The 16,808-nt window shown below is 66.7% G+C and carries 15 protein-coding genes; 10 read left to right on the forward strand and 5 right to left on the reverse strand.

The features are described from left to right. The first annotated feature begins 9 nt into the window (after positions 1–9). The 6 genes from D3880_RS05755 (at position 10) to D3880_RS05780 (ending at position 4,863) form a co-directional block, all read left to right on the forward strand. The gene (locus tag D3880_RS05755) at positions 10–1,104 is read left to right on the forward strand and encodes an amino acid ABC transporter permease (protein ID WP_119892537.1); all 1,095 of its coding nucleotides are present in this window, start codon (positions 10–12) and stop codon (positions 1,102–1,104) included. 9 nt (positions 1,105–1,113) lie between these two features. Continuing rightward, the gene (locus D3880_RS05760) at positions 1,114–1,875 is read left to right on the forward strand and encodes an amino acid ABC transporter ATP-binding protein (RefSeq protein ID WP_119892538.1); all 762 of its coding nucleotides are present in this window, start codon (positions 1,114–1,116) and stop codon (positions 1,873–1,875) included. 153 nt (positions 1,876–2,028) lie between these two features. After that, positions 2,029–2,757, forward strand: a complete 729-nt coding sequence (gene pcsA, locus D3880_RS05765; RefSeq protein WP_119892539.1) for a phosphatidylcholine synthase — start codon at positions 2,029–2,031, stop codon at positions 2,755–2,757. 107 nt (positions 2,758–2,864) lie between these two features. Further along, positions 2,865–3,563, forward strand: coding sequence for a glutathione S-transferase family protein (locus D3880_RS05770; RefSeq protein ID WP_119892540.1), 699 nt, complete (start codon positions 2,865–2,867; stop codon positions 3,561–3,563). Next, the gene (locus D3880_RS05775) at positions 3,560–3,880 is read left to right on the forward strand and encodes a GIY-YIG nuclease family protein (RefSeq protein WP_119892541.1); all 321 of its coding nucleotides are present in this window, start codon (positions 3,560–3,562) and stop codon (positions 3,878–3,880) included. The genes D3880_RS05770 and D3880_RS05775 overlap by 4 nt, the downstream gene beginning before the upstream one ends. Positions 3,881–3,927: 47 nt before the next feature. Continuing rightward, on the forward strand, positions 3,928–4,863 hold the full coding sequence (locus D3880_RS05780; RefSeq protein WP_119892542.1) for a glutathione S-transferase family protein: 936 nt from the start codon (positions 3,928–3,930) through the stop codon (positions 4,861–4,863). Here D3880_RS05780 and D3880_RS05785 read toward each other — a convergent pair. The 4 genes from D3880_RS05785 to yjeH form a co-directional block, all read right to left on the reverse strand. Next, positions 4,844–5,719, reverse strand: coding sequence for a DUF4344 domain-containing metallopeptidase (locus D3880_RS05785; protein ID WP_238474413.1), 876 nt, complete (start codon positions 5,717–5,719; stop codon positions 4,844–4,846). The genes D3880_RS05780 and D3880_RS05785 overlap by 20 nt on opposite strands. Positions 5,720–6,217: 498 nt before the next feature. Beyond that, a complete protein-coding gene (gene yejK / locus D3880_RS05790; protein WP_119892544.1) occupies positions 6,218–7,225 on the reverse strand; it encodes a nucleoid-associated protein YejK in 1,008 nt (335 codons plus the stop codon). Between the two features lie 36 nt (positions 7,226–7,261). Next, positions 7,262–8,605: a TAXI family TRAP transporter solute-binding subunit gene (locus tag D3880_RS05795; RefSeq protein ID WP_119892545.1), complete on the reverse strand. Its 1,344-nt coding sequence runs from the start codon at positions 8,603–8,605 to the stop codon at positions 7,262–7,264. A gap of 128 nt (positions 8,606–8,733) precedes the next feature. After that, the gene (gene yjeH / locus D3880_RS05800) at positions 8,734–9,999 is read right to left on the reverse strand and encodes an L-methionine/branched-chain amino acid transporter (protein WP_119892546.1); all 1,266 of its coding nucleotides are present in this window, start codon (positions 9,997–9,999) and stop codon (positions 8,734–8,736) included. Between the two features lie 129 nt (positions 10,000–10,128). Here yjeH and D3880_RS05805 point away from each other — a divergent pair, with 129 nt between their 5' ends. From D3880_RS05805 to D3880_RS05820, 4 genes are read left to right on the forward strand one after another with little or no spacing between them, the layout of a single operon-like run. Next, positions 10,129–10,548: an Lrp/AsnC family transcriptional regulator gene (locus D3880_RS05805; protein ID WP_119892547.1), complete on the forward strand. Its 420-nt coding sequence runs from the start codon at positions 10,129–10,131 to the stop codon at positions 10,546–10,548. Continuing rightward, complete coding sequence (sbcD, locus tag D3880_RS05810) at positions 10,548–11,768, forward strand: exonuclease subunit SbcD (RefSeq protein WP_119892548.1); 1,221 nt, start codon at positions 10,548–10,550, stop codon at positions 11,766–11,768. The genes D3880_RS05805 and sbcD overlap by 1 nt, the downstream gene beginning before the upstream one ends. After that, positions 11,765–15,193: an AAA family ATPase gene (locus D3880_RS05815; RefSeq protein ID WP_119892549.1), complete on the forward strand. Its 3,429-nt coding sequence runs from the start codon at positions 11,765–11,767 to the stop codon at positions 15,191–15,193. Before sbcD ends, D3880_RS05815 begins: the two co-directional genes overlap by 4 nt. A 38-nt stretch (positions 15,194–15,231) precedes the next feature. Continuing rightward, positions 15,232–15,774: a hydrolase gene (locus D3880_RS05820; protein ID WP_119892550.1), complete on the forward strand. Its 543-nt coding sequence runs from the start codon at positions 15,232–15,234 to the stop codon at positions 15,772–15,774. Positions 15,775–15,782: 8 nt separating this feature from the next. Here D3880_RS05820 and rlmF read toward each other — a convergent pair whose 3' ends face one another. After that, positions 15,783–16,766 (reverse strand): 23S rRNA (adenine(1618)-N(6))-methyltransferase RlmF, encoded by a 984-nt coding sequence (gene rlmF / locus D3880_RS05825; RefSeq protein WP_119895675.1) that lies wholly within the window; start codon positions 16,764–16,766, stop codon positions 15,783–15,785. Positions 16,767–16,808: the final 42 nt, after the last annotated feature.

A 16,808-nucleotide genomic window follows, 5' to 3' on the forward strand; every position in this document is an offset into this window, starting at 1 on the left:
GGAGCAGGCATGACGACGCATACCTTCAAACCCGACCAGCCGCCACCGCGTACTGTGGTCGGGCCGCTGGCCTGGCTGCGCGACAACCTGTTCGCCAGCCCGCTGCACGTGCTGCTGACTCTGCTGGCGCTGTACCTGCTGTGGCTGATCGTGCCACCGATCATCAACTGGGCCTTCCTGCAGGCCGACTGGACCGGCACCACCCGTGCCGACTGCACCGGCGAGGGCGCCTGCTGGGTGTTCATCAAGGAGCGCTTCGGCCAGTTCATGTACGGCTTCTATCCGAGCGAGCTGCGCTGGCGCGTCGACCTCACCGTGTGGTTGGCGATCATCGGCACCGCGCCGCTGTTCCTGCCGATGATGCGGCACAAGGCCTGGTACGGCATCGGCTTCCTGTTTTTCTACCCGCTGCTGGCCTACTGGCTGCTGCATGGCGGGCCGGGCCTGGAAGAGGTGCCGACCAGCCGCTGGGGCGGCCTGATGCTGACCCTGGTGATCGCCTATGTCGGCATCACCGGCGCCTTGCCACTGGGCATCCTGCTGGCCCTCGGGCGGCGTTCGGACATGCCGGCGATCAAGGTCATCTGCGTCACCACCATCGAGTTCTGGCGCGGCGTGCCGCTGATCACCGTGCTGTTCATGTCGTCGGTGATGCTGCCGCTGTTCCTCCCCGAGGGGCTCGGCCTGGACAAACTGCTGCGGGCGCTGGTCATGGTGGTCCTGTTCGAGGCCGCCTATGTCGCCGAAGTGGTGCGCGGCGGCCTGCAAGCGATTCCCAAGGGCCAATACGAAGCGGCCAGCGCGCTGGGCCTCGGCTATTGGCGCAGCACCGGCCTGGTGATCCTGCCGCAGGCGCTGAAGATGGTCATTCCGGGCATCGTCAACACCTTCATCGCCCTGTTCAAGGACACCAGCCTGGTGATCATCATCGGCCTGTTCGACCTGCTCAACAGCATCAAGCAGGCGACCACCGACCCGAAATGGCTGGGCATGTCCACCGAGGGTTACGTGTTCGCCGCGCTGGTCTACTGGGTTTTCTGTTTCAGCATGTCCCGCTACTCCATGCACCTGGAGCGCAAGCTGGACACCGGCCACAAGCGTTAGGAGTTATTCATGAGCGAAGCAAGCAAACCAACCAGCGCCGAGCCGATCATCCAGATGCAAGGCGTGAACAAGTGGTACGGCCAGTTCCACGTGCTGAAAGACATCGACCTGAACGTCAAGCAGGGCGAGCGCATCGTGCTCTGCGGGCCATCCGGCTCCGGCAAGTCGACCACCATCCGCTGCATCAACCGCCTGGAGGAACACCAGCAGGGGCGCATCGTGGTGGATGGCACCGAGCTGACCAGCGACCTCAAACAGATCGAGGCGATCCGCCGCGAGGTCGGCATGGTGTTCCAGCATTTCAACCTGTTTCCGCACCTGACCGTGTTGCAGAACTTGACCCTGGCGCCGATGTGGGTGCGGCAGATGCCCAAGCGCAAGGCCGAGGAAATCGCCATGCACTACCTCGAGCGGGTACGTATTCCCGAGCAAGCGCTGAAGTACCCCGGCCAGCTCTCCGGCGGCCAGCAGCAGCGGGTGGCGATCGCCCGCGCGTTGTGCATGAAGCCGAAGATCATGCTGTTCGACGAGCCGACCTCGGCGCTCGACCCGGAGATGGTCAAGGAGGTGCTGGACACCATGATCGGCCTGGCGCAGAGCGGCATGACCATGCTCTGCGTGACCCACGAGATGGGCTTCGCCCGCACCGTGGCGGACCGGGTGATCTTCATGGACAAGGGCGAGATCGTCGAGCAGAACGAGCCCCATGCGTTCTTCGACAACCCGCAGAATGAGCGGACCAAGCTGTTCCTCGGGCAGATCCTGCATTGAGGTCGGGTTGGACCTAGGATGTAGGTTGGGTTGAGGAGCGCAGCGACGATACCCAACGGACGGAGTTGACCGCGGCTTTGGCGCCTGGGTCGCCGCCGTCCGTTGGGTATCGCTGCGCTCAACCCAACCTACGATCTACGGACAGGAGCCCACGTGAGCGCCACACTGACCCCCTTCAGCAAGGCCAAGGCCTGGAGCGTCCATGCGGTCACCGCCAGCGGGGTGATCCTGGCGCTGCTGGCGTTGTTGGCGCTGTTCGACGGCCAGCCGAAGAGCTGCCTGCTGTGGCTCGGTGCCGCCTTGCTGGTGGATGGCCTGGACGGCACCCTGGCGCGCAAGTTCGAGGTCAAGGAGGTGTTGCCGCACTTCGATGGCTCGACCCTCGACCTGGTCATCGACTACCTGACCTACGTGTTCATCCCGGCGATCTTCGTCTACCGCTTCATCCCGCTGCCGGCCTACAGCGCCTTGCCGGCGGTGGCGGTGATCCTGCTGTCGTCGCTGTTCTGCTTCTGCAACGTCAACATGAAGAGCAAGGACAACTACTTCGTCGGCTTCCCGGCGGCGTGGAATGTCGTGGTGGCCTACTTCTACCTGCTGGATTTCGCGCCCTGGCTGAGCCTGCTGACCATCGCGCTGCTGGCGGCGCTGACCCTGACGCGGCTGAAGTTCCTCCATCCGTTCCGGGTCCGCCAGTTCATGCCGCTCAACATCACCGTGACCTTCGTCTGGATGCTCAGCTGCGCCGCGCTGATCGTCCAGTACCCGGCCAACCCGCCGCTGCTGCTCGGGCTCTGGCTGCTGGCCACGGCCTACTTCGTCGCCATCTGCCTGTGGCGCAGCGCGCGGGAGTGGTTTGGCGAGAGCGGTAGGATGGGTTGAGCGCAGCGATACCCATCGATTCGCCCGCGCGGGTATCGCTGCGCTCAACCCACCCTACGACCTTGTCAGGCTAAACTCGCCGACGACTTTCTTGCAGGATGCTGCCGATGATCACCCTGTTCCAATTCCCCCGCGCTTTCGATGTGCCCAACCCCAGCCCTTTCTGCCTGAAGGTGGAGACCTTCCTGCGCCTGACCGGCCTGGAATACCAGGTCAAAGCCGTGGCCAACCCCGGCAAGGGGCCGAAGGGCAAGCTGCCGTTCATCAAGCTGGACGCGGAGGTCATTGCCGACTCGGCGATCATCCTGCGCAGCCTCAGCGAGCGCCTGGGCCTGACTCTCGACAGCCACCTAGACGCCGCCGGACGCGGCCGCAGCCTGGCGATCACGCGCCTGTGCGACGAGCACCTGGCACCGCTGATGGTGTATTTCCGCTGGCTCGATGACGAGGGCTGGGCGCAGGTCAAGCCGGCGTTCTTCGGCCGGCTGCCGGCGCCGCTGCGCCTGCTGGTGCCGCGTCTGGTGCAGGGCAAGATCCGCAAATCGCTGCAGGCCCAGGGGCTGGGGCGGCACAATCGCGACGAGCTGCTGACCTTCGCCCGCGAGGATTTGCAGGCGCTCAGCGACCTGCTCGGCGCTGCGCCGTACTTCGGCGGGGTGCAGCCGTGCAGTGCCGATGCGGCGGCCTATGGCGTGCTGGCCAACCTGATCCTCTGCACGGTGCAGACCCCGCTCGGTCGCCTGGCGCGGGAGTTCCCGAGCCTGGTGGCCTACTGCGAGCGCCTGCGCGACAAGTTCTGGGCATGACGGCGGCGAGCAAGACCTGGTTCGTCTACCTAGTGCGCACCGCCAACGGCGCGCTGTACTGCGGCATCAGCGATGACCCTGAGCGCCGCTTCGCTCAGCACCAGAGCGGCAAGGGCGCGCGTTTCTTCCATTCCAGCCCGGCGCAGGCCCTGGTGTATGTCGAGGCCTGCGGCGCCAAGGGCGAAGCGCTGCGCCGCGAGCGGGCGATCAAACGCTTGCCGAAGAGCGCCAAGGAGCGTCTGGTGCTGGCCGCTGCGGGTATTCATATGCCTGATGGCGCTGTATGTGCGGCCAGCCAAGAGGCTACGCCGGCCTGAGCTATGGGGCTAAGCTGCTGATCTAGTCCACCGTCCGCGAGCCCGCCATGCACGAGTTGATCCTGCACCATTACCCGACTTCGCCGTTCGCCGAGAAGGCCCGCCTGCTGCTGGGCTTCAAGCAACTGTCCTGGCGTTCGGTGACGATTCCGCCGGTGATGCCCAAGTCCGACCTGGTGGCGCTGACCGGCGGCTACCGCAAGACCCCGGTGCTGCAGATCGGCGCCGATATCTACTGCGACAGCGCGCTGATCGCCCGCCGTCTGGAAGCCGAGAAGGCGATGCCGGCGCTGTTCCCCGAAGGTCAGGCGTTCAGCGTCGCCAGCTTTGCCCAGTGGGTCGACTCGGTGGTGTTCCAGCATGCGGTGAGTCTGGTGTTCCAGCCGGAATCCATCGGCGTGCGCTTCGGCAAGCTGCCACCGGAAGTGGTCAAGGCCTTCGTCGCCGACCGCGCCGCGCTGTTCAGCGGCGGTACGACCAGCAAGCTGCCGGCCGAGGTCGCCCAGCACAACTGGCCATGCCTGATGGCGCGGCTGGAACAACAACTGGCCCATGAGGAGGGCGACTTCCTGTTCGGCGAGCCGTCGCTGGCGGATTTCTCCCTCGCCCACTGCCTGTGGTTCCTCAAGGCCACGCCGGTGACCGCGCCGCTGGTGGACGCCTACCCGGCGGTAGCGGCTTGGCTGGGGCGGGTGCTTGGCTTCGGCCACGGCTCGGCGAGCGAACTGGCCGCCGCCGAGGCCATCGCCATCGCCCGCGCGGCGACACCGGCAGCCCTGCCGGAGGAAGCCTTCGCCGAGCCGAACGGCTTCCAGGCCGGCCAGCGGGTGGCGATCGCGGCGACCGACTACGGCGTCGATCCGGTGGAGGGTGAGTTGCTGTTTGCCGGTCGCGAAGAGCTGATCCTGCGCCGCGAGGACCCGCGCGCCGGCGTGCTGCATGTGCACTTCCCCCGTCTGGGTTTCAGCATGCGGGCGCTGTGAGGCCGCCTTCGTCCGGCGGTGCGCTGCACTGCACGGCGGTCGCCGGCTGTTGCAGGCGTGGCAGGGTTTCGCCCAGCTCGCGAAAGTGGCGCAGGCGCTCATAGCAGAAGGTCAGCTCGCGGGCTTCGAGGCTGTACCAGGCGTCCGGCATGCCGCAGCCGGTCATCCGCAGGATCAGCGCGCGCGGCGGCGCGAAGAGCTCGCCGATCCGGCGGGCGAGGATTTCCAGGGTATCGTTGGCGCGCAGTTGGGCGATCAGCAACTCGGCATCGGGAAAACCGCCGGGCGGCGTTTCGTAGATCACCTGGATCTGTGGCCGCCCTTGGATGGCGGCGCGGCGGTGCTGGTCGCGGATCCACGCCACGGCCTTGCGCACCTGCTCGAACTCCTGATCGCAATACAGTGCCCGCCCCATCGGCAGCCCGGTGACGGCCGGCACCCAGGCCAGGCGATCCGGATTGCTGCCATACACCAGGCAGGCGATGTTGTAGTAGCGCTGCTCATCCAGGGGGTGAGAGTCCCAGGCGGGCACCTGTTCGGCCACCGGTTTCGGCCGCTGCCACTCCAGGCGCCAGAAGTCGATGATGTCCAGCAGCCGGGCATCGAGTTCGTTGGCCGGTAGCCCGGCATACAGCAGGTACAGACTCATGAAGCCGATCTGATCGGCGGCGTCTTCCTCGCGGCCGAGCACCGGCAAGTCCAGTTCGGCGATCAGCATGTGCCCCATTTCGTGCATCACGCTGAATTCGCTGTTGGTGACGATGAAACGGCTAACGCCGGGTGGCAGGCTGCTGGGCGGCGGCGGTTCGGCCGCCAGTGGGGTGCTGAGCAGCAGGAGCAGCAACAGCGGGTACAAGAAAACCGGCCGGGTGCATCCGGAAGCGGGCGTTTCAGGCGACGCGAGGCCAGCCGGCCGGGACATGCTCGGCCTCCTGTGTGTTGCTTGGACAGGTATGCCTCAGATGACTTTAGCAGCCTGCCCGGGGCAGCCGGGGTGATCCGTCGGAATCCACATCAGGGAGAAGAAGGCCTAAGAGCCTGTTCAATGTCTCGTGAAACCAGCGCCTATCATTGCCCATCGGTGGAAAATGCTTCGCAGTTTTCCACCCTACGCCAACGTTCAGACTTTGTAGGGTGGATAACGCTTTGCTTATCCACCATTACGCCGACACGGAGCGGTCAGCGGAGAGATCTTGAACAGGCTCTAACGGCTCGTAGGATGGGTTGAGCGCAGCGATACCCATCGTCCCGGCGCATCCGGCTGAAAGCCCCTTGGTGATGGATCTACCGCTTGTCGGGTATCGCTGCGCTCAACGCCAACCTACGGCCTGGCTCAGGACGGAGCCACTGCTGGTCAATCCTTGCGGCGCTTGAGCTGGTCCTTCAGCTGGGTCGGCACCTGGCGGATGATCAGCATGTCGCGGGCCTCGTCGTACTCGATCTTCGAACCCAGCAGGTGCGATTCGAAGCTGATCGACAGGCCCTCGGCGCGGCCGGTGAAGCGGCGGAACTGGTTGAGGGTGCGCTTGTCCGGCGGGATTTCCGGCGACAGGCCGTAGTCCTTGTTGCGGATGTGCTCGTAGAAGGCCCGTGGCCGTTCTTCGTCGATCACCCCGGACAATTCCTCCAGGGTCATCGGTTCGCCGATCTTGGCCTGACTGCTGGCGTAGTCCACCAGCGCATCGGTTTTCGCCCGAGCCTGCTCTTCCGGCAGGTCCTCGCTCTCGACGAAGTCGCTGAAGGCCTTGAGCAGGGTGCGCGTCTCGCTCGGCGCATCCACGCCTTCCTGGCAGCCGATGAAGTCGCGGAAGTATTCCGAGACCTTCTTGCCGTTCTTGCCCTTGATGAAGGAGATGTACTGCTTGGACTGCTGGTTGTTCTGCCACTCGGAAATATTGATCCGCGCCGCCAGGTGCAGCTGGCCGAGGTCCAGGTGTTTGGCCGGGGTGACGTCCAGCGCGTCGGTGACCGCCACGCCTTCGCTGTGGTGCAGCAGGGCGATCGCCAGGTAGTCGGTCATGCCCTGCTGGTAATGGGCCAGCAGCACATGGCCGCCGGTGGACAGGTTGGACTCGTCCATCAGCTTCTGCAGGTGCTCGACCGCCTGGCGGCTGAAGGCGGTGAAGTCCTGACCGCCGTCGAGGTAGTGCTTCAGCCAGCCGCTGAATGGGTAGGCGCCAGATTCGCCATGGAACAGGCCCCAGGCCTTGCCCTGCTTGGCGTTGTAGCTGTCGTTGAGGTCGGCCAGCAGGTTCTCGATGGCCTGCGAAGCGCCCAGCGCGGAGTCGCGGGCGTGCAGCACCGAGGGCGTGCCGTCGGGCTTCTTGTCGATCAGGTGGACGATGCAATGGCGGATCGGCATGGCGTTCTCGTGTCGAGGCTGGGCGAGGCGCGCAGTTTACCCGACCTCTCCTTGCCGAGTCGCCCGGCGCTGCTGCAACGCCTGCAGGCGCCCGATCACATAGCGCAGGTGCACGTGCAGCTCGTACAGCTCGTTGGAATAGGACAGCGGCACCTCGACCTTGGCCAGCTGGTCCTCCAGTTGCTCAAGGTGTTCGATCTCGGCGTCGAGCCGCTCCGGCAGGGTGCCGGCGTCCAGCTGGCGGTCGATGTCGCGCAGGTACTTGTACCAGCGGTAGATACGCGCGCGGATGCGCCAGCGGTACAGTGGGCCGATCAGCTTGAACAGCGGGAACATCAGCACCAGCAGCGGGATCAGCAGGATGATGTAGCGGTCGGCCAGCGAGGCGATGCGAAACGGCAGATAGCGTTGCAGCAGCGGCAGGCCGCTCTGGTAGTAGTGCTCGGCATCGCGCGACAGCGCGAAGGTGATCGGTTTGGCGGTGGGGAAGACGCCGGGCTTGTCGAGCAGGCTGCCGCTCTTCATCACCTCGCGCGTGGCTTCGAGGAACAGCGGCACCAGGGCCGGGTTGAAGTCATCGTTGATCACCAGGGTGGCGACCGGGGCGAGGGTGATGATGTCCCGTGGCGGGGCGTTCTGCGCCAGGTTGAGCAGGCCTTCGCTGACATTGACGCGGGTCAGGAACGGTAGGCGTGCCTCGTAGGCGGCGGCGCGGCGGAAGGTCGCCAGACTCAGGCCGGGATTGGCGGCGAGCTGCTGGACCAGCGCGTTCTCGGCCGGGGCGATGACAAACAGCGCGTCCAGCTCGCCGTTGCTTAGCGCGGTGGCCGCCGCGCTGCCGCCGACGCTCTGCCAGTTCGGCGGATACTGGGCTTCGGCGATGGCGTTGGCGTCGAGGACCGCCGCGGTCGCCGCCCGTGTGCCGCTACCCGGAGCGCCCAGCGCCAGGCGCAGGGGCAGCAGGTCGGCAATGCGGTCGAGTGGCAGTTCGCTGCGGTAGAACAGCCACAACGGCTCCTTGTACACCGCCCCGAGGCTTTGCAACTTGCGCCGCTCGCCAGTCGCCAACTGCTGCTCCAGACCGCTTTGGACCAGGGCGATCTGCACCTCGGCATCCTTGGCCAGCAGGCGCTGCAGGTTGTCCCGCGAGCCGGCGCTGGGCACCAGGGTCAGCTCGAAGCCCTGCTTGGCCAACTCCGTTTTCAGTTTTTCGGCGAAGGCGATGTAGCCACCGCCCTGCGGTCCGGTGGCCATGCTCGCCTGCATGGCCGGCGGCGGCGCGACGAAATAGAACAGCGCGCCGATCAACAGCGCAAAAACCGGAAGCAGCCAGAGGTTGGCCAGGAGGATGATTTTCAGGTCGCGGAGAATACGGCGCATGGGGCTTCCTTGTCAGCGGATTCGCCCTCAAGGATAGAACCCAGGACCGGCTGAGGCACCCCCGTCCACTCCGAGACTAATGCAGGGTGCGCCGTGTGCACCGTTTACCGGAGGGACGCACGGCGCCCCTACGGGCGTTCTGCCACCACTCTGGCCTTCGGCGCGCGCCCCCAGTCGAGCAGCGCCAGCACGCCGAGCAGCCCGAGCGCATACAGCGCATCGCCGCCCAGCGCTATCAGCACCCCGGCGCAGAGCAGCGTGCTCAGGCCCGCCAGCCAGCGCCAGACGCCGCGCAGCAGGACACAGCCGGCGGCCATGCTGAGCAGGTAGATGACCACGAAGTTGCCATTGGCGTAGCGGATCAGGTGGTCCACCGAGAGATCCAGCAGCGCGGCGCCGGCGGCGCACAGGGCGCAGCTCAGCGCCACCAGCAGCAGGGCGCGGGCCGGCACGCCGTGGCGGTTGCGCTGCGCCAGCGGCGCCGGCAGTTTGCCCTCGTCGGCGAGGCTCCAGATCAGCCGGGCGAAACCCTGGATGTACACGTTCATCGAGGCGAAGCAGGCCAGGTAGCCGACCGTCGCCACCAGCCAGCGGGCCTGGTCGCCGAGCAGTAGGTCGAAGATCCGCGGCAGCGCGGTGGCGTCGGTGTTCACATCGCCGTAGCTGGCGAAGCTCAGCACCGCCACCGAACAGGCCCAGTACACCAGGCCGGCGAGCAGTACGCCGAGCAGCAGGGCGAGGGGGAAATCGCGCTGCGGGCGCTTGAACTCTTCGCCCAGGTGAGTGAAGGCCTCGATACCGACGAAGCACCAGAACATCACCCCCAGCGCCGCCGGCAGCAGGTGCCAGGAACCCTCGATCGGCGGCAGCAGCGGTTGGCTGGCCAGTGGCAGGTCGCCAACCCACCAGACCAGCGCGACGCTGGCGACGATCGCCACGGCGATCAGCCCCTGCACCAGGCCCGAGGCGCGCGCCGGGCGCTGGCCGAGCAGCAGGATGGCGCCGAGGGTGGCGAACTGGATGATCAGCGCCTCGCCCCGGCCGATCTCGAATACCGCCTGCCAGAAGCCGGTGGCGATGTTCAGCGCGGCGGGCAGACCGACCGGCAGCACGGCGAGGAACAGGAAGGCGGTCAGTCGTTCGGCGCGGGCGCCGAAGGCCCGGCCGATCAGGTGTGGCGCGCCGCCAGCGTGGGGGTAATGGCGACCGAGCTGGGCGAAGGTGAAGGCCACCGGCAGCACCAGGCCGATGAGGATCAGCCAGGCCCACAGCGACGCCTCGCCGGCGGCGGTGGCGGCCAACGCCGGCACCACGAAGATGCCGGTGCCGAGCAGTGAGGTGCTCAGCAGGCCGATCCCCTGCAGCAGGCCAAGCTCCTGGTTTAGACGGCTCATGTTGTATGCTCGATGCAATTTTCCGATTCCGCCATGGTAGGCGGCGCGCCCTTGTCTGGCAGCCGTCAAACCGTCGCCTTTGCCCGGCGAACTGGCGGAATTCACCTTATCCCTGTTTTTGAGAAGCCCGTGGACAAGTTCGACCGCCAGATCCTCGCCCTGCTGCGCGCCGATGCGCGTACTCCCGTCAGCCAGCTCGCCCGTGAAGTCAACCTGTCGCGTTCGGCCGTCAGCGAACGCGTTCGTCGCCTGGAAGCGGAGGGCGTGATCAAGGGCTACCACGCGCTGATCGCCGAGCCGGAAAACGGCGCGGTCAAGGCCTTCCTCGAGCTGTTCTACCAGGACAACCGCTGCCAGCAGTACGTCGAGCGCATGCGCGCCTTCGCCGAAGTCCGCCGCTGTTGCGGGATCAGCGGCGAGACCGACATGCTGGTCTACGTCGAGGCGCCGTCGATGGCGCGGCTCAGCGAGATCCGCGACGAGATCGAGCGCTACCCCGGCATGCAGCGGGTCAAGACCCATGTGGTGGTGCAGGAGTGGGCGATGTGATGCGCCTGCTGCATACCTCCGACTGGCACCTCGGCCAGCACTTCATGGGCAAGACCCGCCAGGCCGAGCACCAGGCCTTCCTCGCCTGGCTGCTCGCCCAGGTCCGTGAGCAGCAAGTGGATGCCGTGCTGGTCGCCGGCGATATCTTCGATACCGGTGCGCCGCCCAGTTATGCCCGCGAGCTGTACAACCATTTCGTCGTTGAACTGCACGCCATCGGCGCCGAACTGGTGGTGCTGGGCGGCAACCATGACTCGGTGGCCATGCTCGGTGAGAGCAAGACCCTGCTGGCGCAGCTCAACACCCGGGTGATCCCCGGCGTCTGCGCCGAGCTGGTCGAGCAGCTGCTGGTCCTGCATCGCCGTGACGGTACGCCGGGCGCGGTGCTCTGCGGCATTCCCTTCATCCGCCCGCGTGACGTACTGCAGAGCCAGGCCGGGCAGAGCGCGCAGGACAAGCAGCAGTCCCTGCAGCAGGCGATCCAGCAGCACTACCAGCGCCTCTATCAACTGGCCGAGGCCAAGCGCGACGAGCTCGGCGGCCAGTTGCCGATCATCGCCACGGGCCATCTGACCACCGTCGGCGCCAGCGCCAGCGAGTCGGTGCGCGAGATCTATGTCGGCGCGCTGGAAGCCTTCCCCACCAATGCCTTCCCGCCGGCGGCCTATATCGCCCTTGGCCATATCCACCGGCCGCAGAAGGTCGGCGGCCTGGAGCACATCCGCTACTGCGGTTCGCCGATTCCGCTGAGTTTCGACGAAGCCAGGCAGGGCAAGGAGGTGCTGCTGGTCGAGCTGGACGGTACCGGCCTGCGCGCGGTGACGGCGCTGCCGGTGCCGCGCTTCCAGCCCTTGTTGTCCGTGCGCGGCTCGTTGGTCGAACTGGCGGCGCAGATCGCCGAGGCGGCCCAGCAGGGCAGTGCCGAGCTGCCGGTCTGGCTGGAAGTGCTGGTCAGCAGCGACGACTACCTCAGCGATCTGCAGGCGCGGCTGGCCAAGCTGAGCGAGGGCCTGCCGCTGGAAGTGCTGCGCATCCGCCGGGAGCGCGGTGCGGCCCAGGCCAGCCTGAGCGGCCAGGCCAAGGAGACGCTCGACGAGCTGAGCCCGGACGAGGTGTTTGTCCAGCGGCTGAGCAGCGAGGAGTTGGACCCAGAGTTGCAGAGCGATCTGCGCGGTCTCTATCGCCAGGTGGTCAGCGCCCTGCGGGAGGATCAGGCATGAAGATCCTCAGCCTGCGTCTGAAGAACCTCAACTCGCTGAAGGGTGAGTGGAAGGTCGACTTCGGCGCCGAGCCCTTCGCCGGCAACGGCCTGTTCGCCATCACCGGGCCCACCGGCGCCGGCAAGACCACCCTGCTGGACGCCATCTGCCTGGCGCTCTATCACCGCACGCCGCGCATGAGCACGCTGTCGGCGAGCAGCAACGAGCTGATGACCCGGCACACCGCCGACTGCCTGGCCGAGGTCGAATTCGAGGTCAAGGGCGTGGCCTATCGCGCCTTCTGGAGCCAGCGCCGCGCCCGCGACAAGGCCGACGGCGCGCTGCAGGCGGCCAAGGTCGAGCTGGCCCGCGCCGATGGCGAGATCCTCACCGACAAGATCGGCGACAAGCTCAAGCAGACCGAAGCGCTGACCGGCCTGGATTTCGAACGCTTCACCAAGTCCATGCTCCTCGCCCAGGGCGGCTTCGCCGCCTTCCTCGAGGCCAACGCCAACCAGCGCGCCGAACTGCTGGAGGAACTCACCGGCACCGAGATCTACGGGCAGATTTCCCAACGGGTGTTCGAGCAGACCCGCGAGGTGAAGGTCGCCCTCGACCAACTGCGCGCCAAGGCCGAAGGCGTCGAACTGCTTGGCGACGAACAGCGCGGCCTGCTGGACGCCGAGGTGTTGCAGCTGAGCAGCGAAGAACAGACCTTGCTGGCCCGACAGACCGGCCTGCAGGCGCAGCGCCAATGGCGGGAAGCACTGGCCCGGGTCGAGCAGCAACGCGATGCTGCGCAGCAACAGGTGCTGCAGGCGCAGCAGGCGCTGAGCGAGGCGCAGCCGCAGTTGGCGCAACTGGCGGCCAGCGAGCCGGCCGCGCGCCTACAGGCCAGCCATGCCGACTGGCAGGGCGCGCAGCAGAGCGTATGGCAGACCGAACAGGCACAGGCGCAGACCCTGGCGGAACAGCAGCAGGTCGCCGAGCAACTGGGCGCCAGCCACTGGCAGGCCAGTCAATTGAGTTGGCAGATCGCTGAAGACCAACGTGCGCAGCGCGAGCAATTGGCGCAGCAGTACCAGCAACTGCTCGCCGAACAGGCGGCCCATCCGCAGCGCAGCCAGCTCGGCGAACAGCTGGGCGTCTGGCAGGGCCAATTCAGTGCCCGCGAGCAATTGCAGGCGGAAATCGTCGCACTGAGCAGCCAACAACAGCACCTTGAACAGACCTTGCGCACACTGGCCGAGCAACTGCAGGGGCAAAGGGCAGCGCTGGCTGCCGGGCAGGAACGGCTGCGCGAGGCGCAAGGGAGCGAAACCGGGCTGGCCGGACAGATCGAGCAACTGCTCGGCGGCCAGGCCGAAAGCGCGCTGCGTGCCGAATGGCAGCTGCTGCATCAGCAGGCCAGCCAGTTGCAGCAGCTGCAGCAGATCGGCGCGGCGCGTCAGCAATTGGCGGCCGAGGCCACGCAATTGCAGGCTCGCCTGGCCGAACTGCAAGCCCAACTGGCCGATAAACAAGCGCAGCGCGAACGCCTGGTCGAGCAATTTCGCGAGCTGAAGCAGCAGATCGCCGACAAGGAAAAACTGCTCGAGCAGGAACAGCGCATCCAGGCCCTGGAGGCTTACCGGGCGCAGTTGCAAGCCGGTGAAGCCTGCCCGTTGTGCGGTTCCCATGAGCATCCGGCGATCGCCGCTTACCAGGCGCTGGACGTTTCCGACACGCAAAAAGCCCTGAGCGCCAAGCGCGCCGAACAGGACGCCGTGCGCGAGCGTGGCGAGAAGCTGCGCGACGAGCTCACCGCCCTGACCGCTCAGCAAGATCAGCTGCAGCAGCAGTCGGCCCGCAACCAAGGCGAGCAGCAACAACAGGGCGAACGCTGGCAGCAGCTATGCCGCCAGTTGGATGTGCAGTTGAGCGATCTGTCGGCGCTGGCCGTTCGCCAACAGCAGCACGTCGCACAGGTGGGCGCGCTGGACGTCCGCCTGAACGAGCTGGAGCGCCTGAAAGGCGCCCTCGATGCCGCCCGCATCGAGCGCCAGGGGCTCGAACAGGCGCGCAGCCAGCTCGAACAGCAATGCGCGCTCATGCAGCAGGAACAGACCAGCCGCCAGGCTCAGCAGGGCGAGAACCAGCAGCGCCTGGAGCAGCTGCAGGTCCGCCAGCAGGAGCAGGAACAACGGTTGCACGGTTCGCTGACCGTGCTGGGCTATCGCGTGCCGGACGACGGCGGTAGTTGGCTGGCCGAGCGGCAAGCCGAATGGCAGGCCTGGCAGCACGCCGAGCAACGTCAGCAACAGCTGGAGCGCCAGCTGTTGAGCCTCGACGCCACGCTGGCCAGCGCCGAACGCGATGCCGCGCACTGGCAGCAGCGCTGGTTGGCGCTGGGCCTTACCGAGCCGGCCGCGCTGCCCGCCAGTGCCGACCCCGGCGCGGCCCTGCAGCAGGCCGAAGCCAGCCTCAGCGCCGCGCACAATCGCGCCCAGGCGCTATTGGGCCGCCAGCAGTCGCTGGGCGAACAGCTCAGCCGGCAGCAGGCGCAGTTGCAGGCCAAGGCCGCGGCCTGGAACCAGGCACTGGCGAGCAGCCCGTTCGCCGACGAGGCGGAGTTCCGCGCGGCGCTGCTCAGCGAAGAACAGCGCAGTCATTTGCTGGCCTTGCGTAATCGCCTGGACAAAGCCCTGACCGAGGCCCAGGCCCTGCAGGCCGCCGCCGAGCAGAGTCTGGCGCAGTTGCTGGCCACGCCTCTCAGCGAGTCGAGCCGCGAGCAACTGGAGGAGCAGTGGCAGGCGCTCGGCGCCGAATTGCGCAGAGTCGGCCAGCGCCAGGGCGAGATCCGCGCCCAGTTGCGTGACGACGACGCGCGCCGGCAGGGCCAGCAGGCGCTGTTCGCCGCCATCGCCGCGCAACAGGGCGAGTACGATCTATGGCAGCGCCTCAACGGCCTGATCGGCTCGGCCGACGGTGCTAAGTACCGCAAGTTCGCCCAGGGCCTGACCCTCGATCACCTGATCTACCTGGCCAACCAGCAACTGCAGCGTCTGCACGGCCGTTACCAGCTGGCGCGCAAGGGCAGCGGCGAACTGGAGCTGGAAGTGGTGGATACTTGGCAGGCCGACGTCGCCCGCGACTGCCGCACTCTGTCCGGCGGTGAGAGCTTCCTGGTCAGCCTGGCGCTGGCACTGGCGCTGTCCGATCTGGTCAGCCACAAGACCAGCATCGACTCGCTATTCCTCGACGAAGGCTTCGGCACCCTGGACGGCGAAACCCTGGAAGTCGCCCTCGACGCCCTCGACGCGCTGAACGCCACGGGCAAGATGATCGGCGTGATCAGCCACGTCGAAGCCTTGAAGGAGCGCATCCCGGTGCAGCTCAAGGTGCACAAGGGCGTCGGCATGGGCTACAGCCGCCTGGATGGGTGCTTTGCCGTGGCCGGCGCGTAGATTGATCGTGAACCCGCTCGAAACAGAGGAGGCCAAGCATGCTGATCCGCGCACAAGACTCGACCCTGCTGCTCATCGACATTCAGGAACGCCTGTTCCCGGCGATTGAGGATGGCCCGGCCTTGGCCGAACACGCCGGCTGGCTGCTGCAGGTGGCGCAGCGGCTCGACGTGCCGGTGCTGGCCACCGAGCAGTACAGCAAGGGCTTGGGGCCGACCATTGCCGCGTTGCGCGAGCAGCTGGACGAGCCGGCCCTGATCGAGAAGATCCACTTTTCCGCGGCGCGTGAGAGCGAGCTGTTCCAGCGTCCCGGCGGCGATCGTCAGCAGTTCGTGGTCTGCGGCACCGAGGCGCATGTCTGCGTGCTGCAGACGGTGCTTGACCTGCTTGAACGTGGCCGCGAGGTATTCGTGGTGGCCGAGGCGGTCGGTTCGCGCCGCACCGAGGACAAGGCCCTGGCCCTGGAACGCATGCGCGCGGCGGGGGCGAGCATCGTCTCGCGCGAGATGGTCGCCTTCGAATGGCTGGAGCGCGCCGGCACCGAGTTGTTTCGCGAGATCAGCCGCGAATTTATCCGCTGAGCGAAAACTCAGTTCCAGCGCTGCTTGCGCCAGGCGCGGCGCTGGTTCTTGTCGAGGAAGGTCCAGGCAATGAAACGGCTCTGTTTCTGCCCTTGGGCCATTTCGACCACGCGGATATCGCTGGCGCCCAGGGCCTGCAGGGCTTCGCGCATGGCCGGCAGGTTGCTGGCCTTGGACACCAGGGTGCTGAACCAGAACACCTGCTCGGCGAAGGCGACGCTTTCCGCGGCCATGCGTGCGATGAACGCGGCTTCCCCGCCCGTGCAATGCAGTTCGGCGCCCTGGCCGCCGAAGTTCAGCTGCGGCAGCTTGCGGCTCGGGTCGAGTTTGCCGAGGTTCTTCCACTTGCGCTGGCTGCCGCGCGAGGCTTCGTCCAAGGAGGCGTGGAACGGCGGGTTGCAGAGGGTGACGTCGAAGCGCTCATCGCTGCCGATCAGGCCCTGGAAGATGTGTTCGGGCTCGGTCTGGCGGCGCAGTTCGATGGCTCCGAGCGCCGGGTTGGCTAGCAGGATGGCGGCCGCCGAGGCCAGCGCGAGCGGGTCGATGTCCGCGCCGACGAAGCGCCAGCCATAGTCGTGCTGGCCGATCAGCGGATAGATGCAGTTGGCGCCGACGCCGATATCCAGCGCATGGATGCCCGGCCCGCGCGGGATCACGCCGTCATGGCTGGTGCCGAGCAGGTCGGCGAGGTAGTGCAGGTAATCGGCGCGCCCGGGAATCGGCGGGCACAGGTAGCCGGCGGGGATGTCCCAGTGGCGGATGCCATAGAACTGCTCGAGCAGCGCGCGGTTGAACACCTTGACCGCCTCCGGGTTGGCGAAGTCGATGCTCTGCTTGCCGTACGGATTGAGGATCACGAACGCCGCCAGCTCCGGGCTGCCCTTGATCAGCTTGGGGAAGTCGTAGCGGCCCTGGTGGCGGTTGCGCGGATGCAGGACGGCCTTCTTCTCGGTCGCGCGCGGCGGAACTGGGCGGGGTGGTTGGTTACGCATGGCGACCGGATCCGGATTGGCTTCGAGGCAGGCGGGCATTAT

Source organism: Pseudomonas cavernae, assembly GCF_003595175.1.
Taxonomy (GTDB): domain Bacteria; phylum Pseudomonadota; class Gammaproteobacteria; order Pseudomonadales; family Pseudomonadaceae; genus Aquipseudomonas; species Aquipseudomonas cavernae.

What these genes read in the sequence shown, in the direction of transcription:
- D3880_RS05795 (WP_119892545.1), bottom strand. Translation starts at nt 8,605, where the DNA reads ATGCGCCGTATTCTCCGCGACCTGAAAATCATCCTCCTGGCCAACCTC.
- D3880_RS05780 (WP_119892542.1), top strand. Translation starts at nt 3,928, where the DNA reads ATGCACGAGTTGATCCTGCACCATTACCCGACTTCGCCGTTCGCCGAG.
- sbcD (WP_119892548.1), top strand. Translation starts at nt 10,548, where the DNA reads ATGCGCCTGCTGCATACCTCCGACTGGCACCTCGGCCAGCACTTCATG.
- rlmF (WP_119895675.1), bottom strand. Translation starts at nt 16,766, where the DNA reads ATGCGTAACCAACCACCCCGCCCAGTTCCGCCGCGCGCGACCGAGAAG.
- yjeH (WP_119892546.1), bottom strand. Translation starts at nt 9,999, where the DNA reads ATGAGCCGTCTAAACCAGGAGCTTGGCCTGCTGCAGGGGATCGGCCTG.
- D3880_RS05760 (WP_119892538.1), top strand. Translation starts at nt 1,114, where the DNA reads ATGAGCGAAGCAAGCAAACCAACCAGCGCCGAGCCGATCATCCAGATG.
- D3880_RS05770 (WP_119892540.1), top strand. Translation starts at nt 2,865, where the DNA reads ATGATCACCCTGTTCCAATTCCCCCGCGCTTTCGATGTGCCCAACCCC.
- yejK (WP_119892544.1), bottom strand. Translation starts at nt 7,225, where the DNA reads ATGCCGATCCGCCATTGCATCGTCCACCTGATCGACAAGAAGCCCGAC.
- D3880_RS05775 (WP_119892541.1), top strand. Translation starts at nt 3,560, where the DNA reads ATGACGGCGGCGAGCAAGACCTGGTTCGTCTACCTAGTGCGCACCGCC.
- D3880_RS05755 (WP_119892537.1), top strand. Translation starts at nt 10, where the DNA reads ATGACGACGCATACCTTCAAACCCGACCAGCCGCCACCGCGTACTGTG.
- D3880_RS05820 (WP_119892550.1), top strand. Translation starts at nt 15,232, where the DNA reads ATGCTGATCCGCGCACAAGACTCGACCCTGCTGCTCATCGACATTCAG.
- D3880_RS05815 (WP_119892549.1), top strand. Translation starts at nt 11,765, where the DNA reads ATGAAGATCCTCAGCCTGCGTCTGAAGAACCTCAACTCGCTGAAGGGT.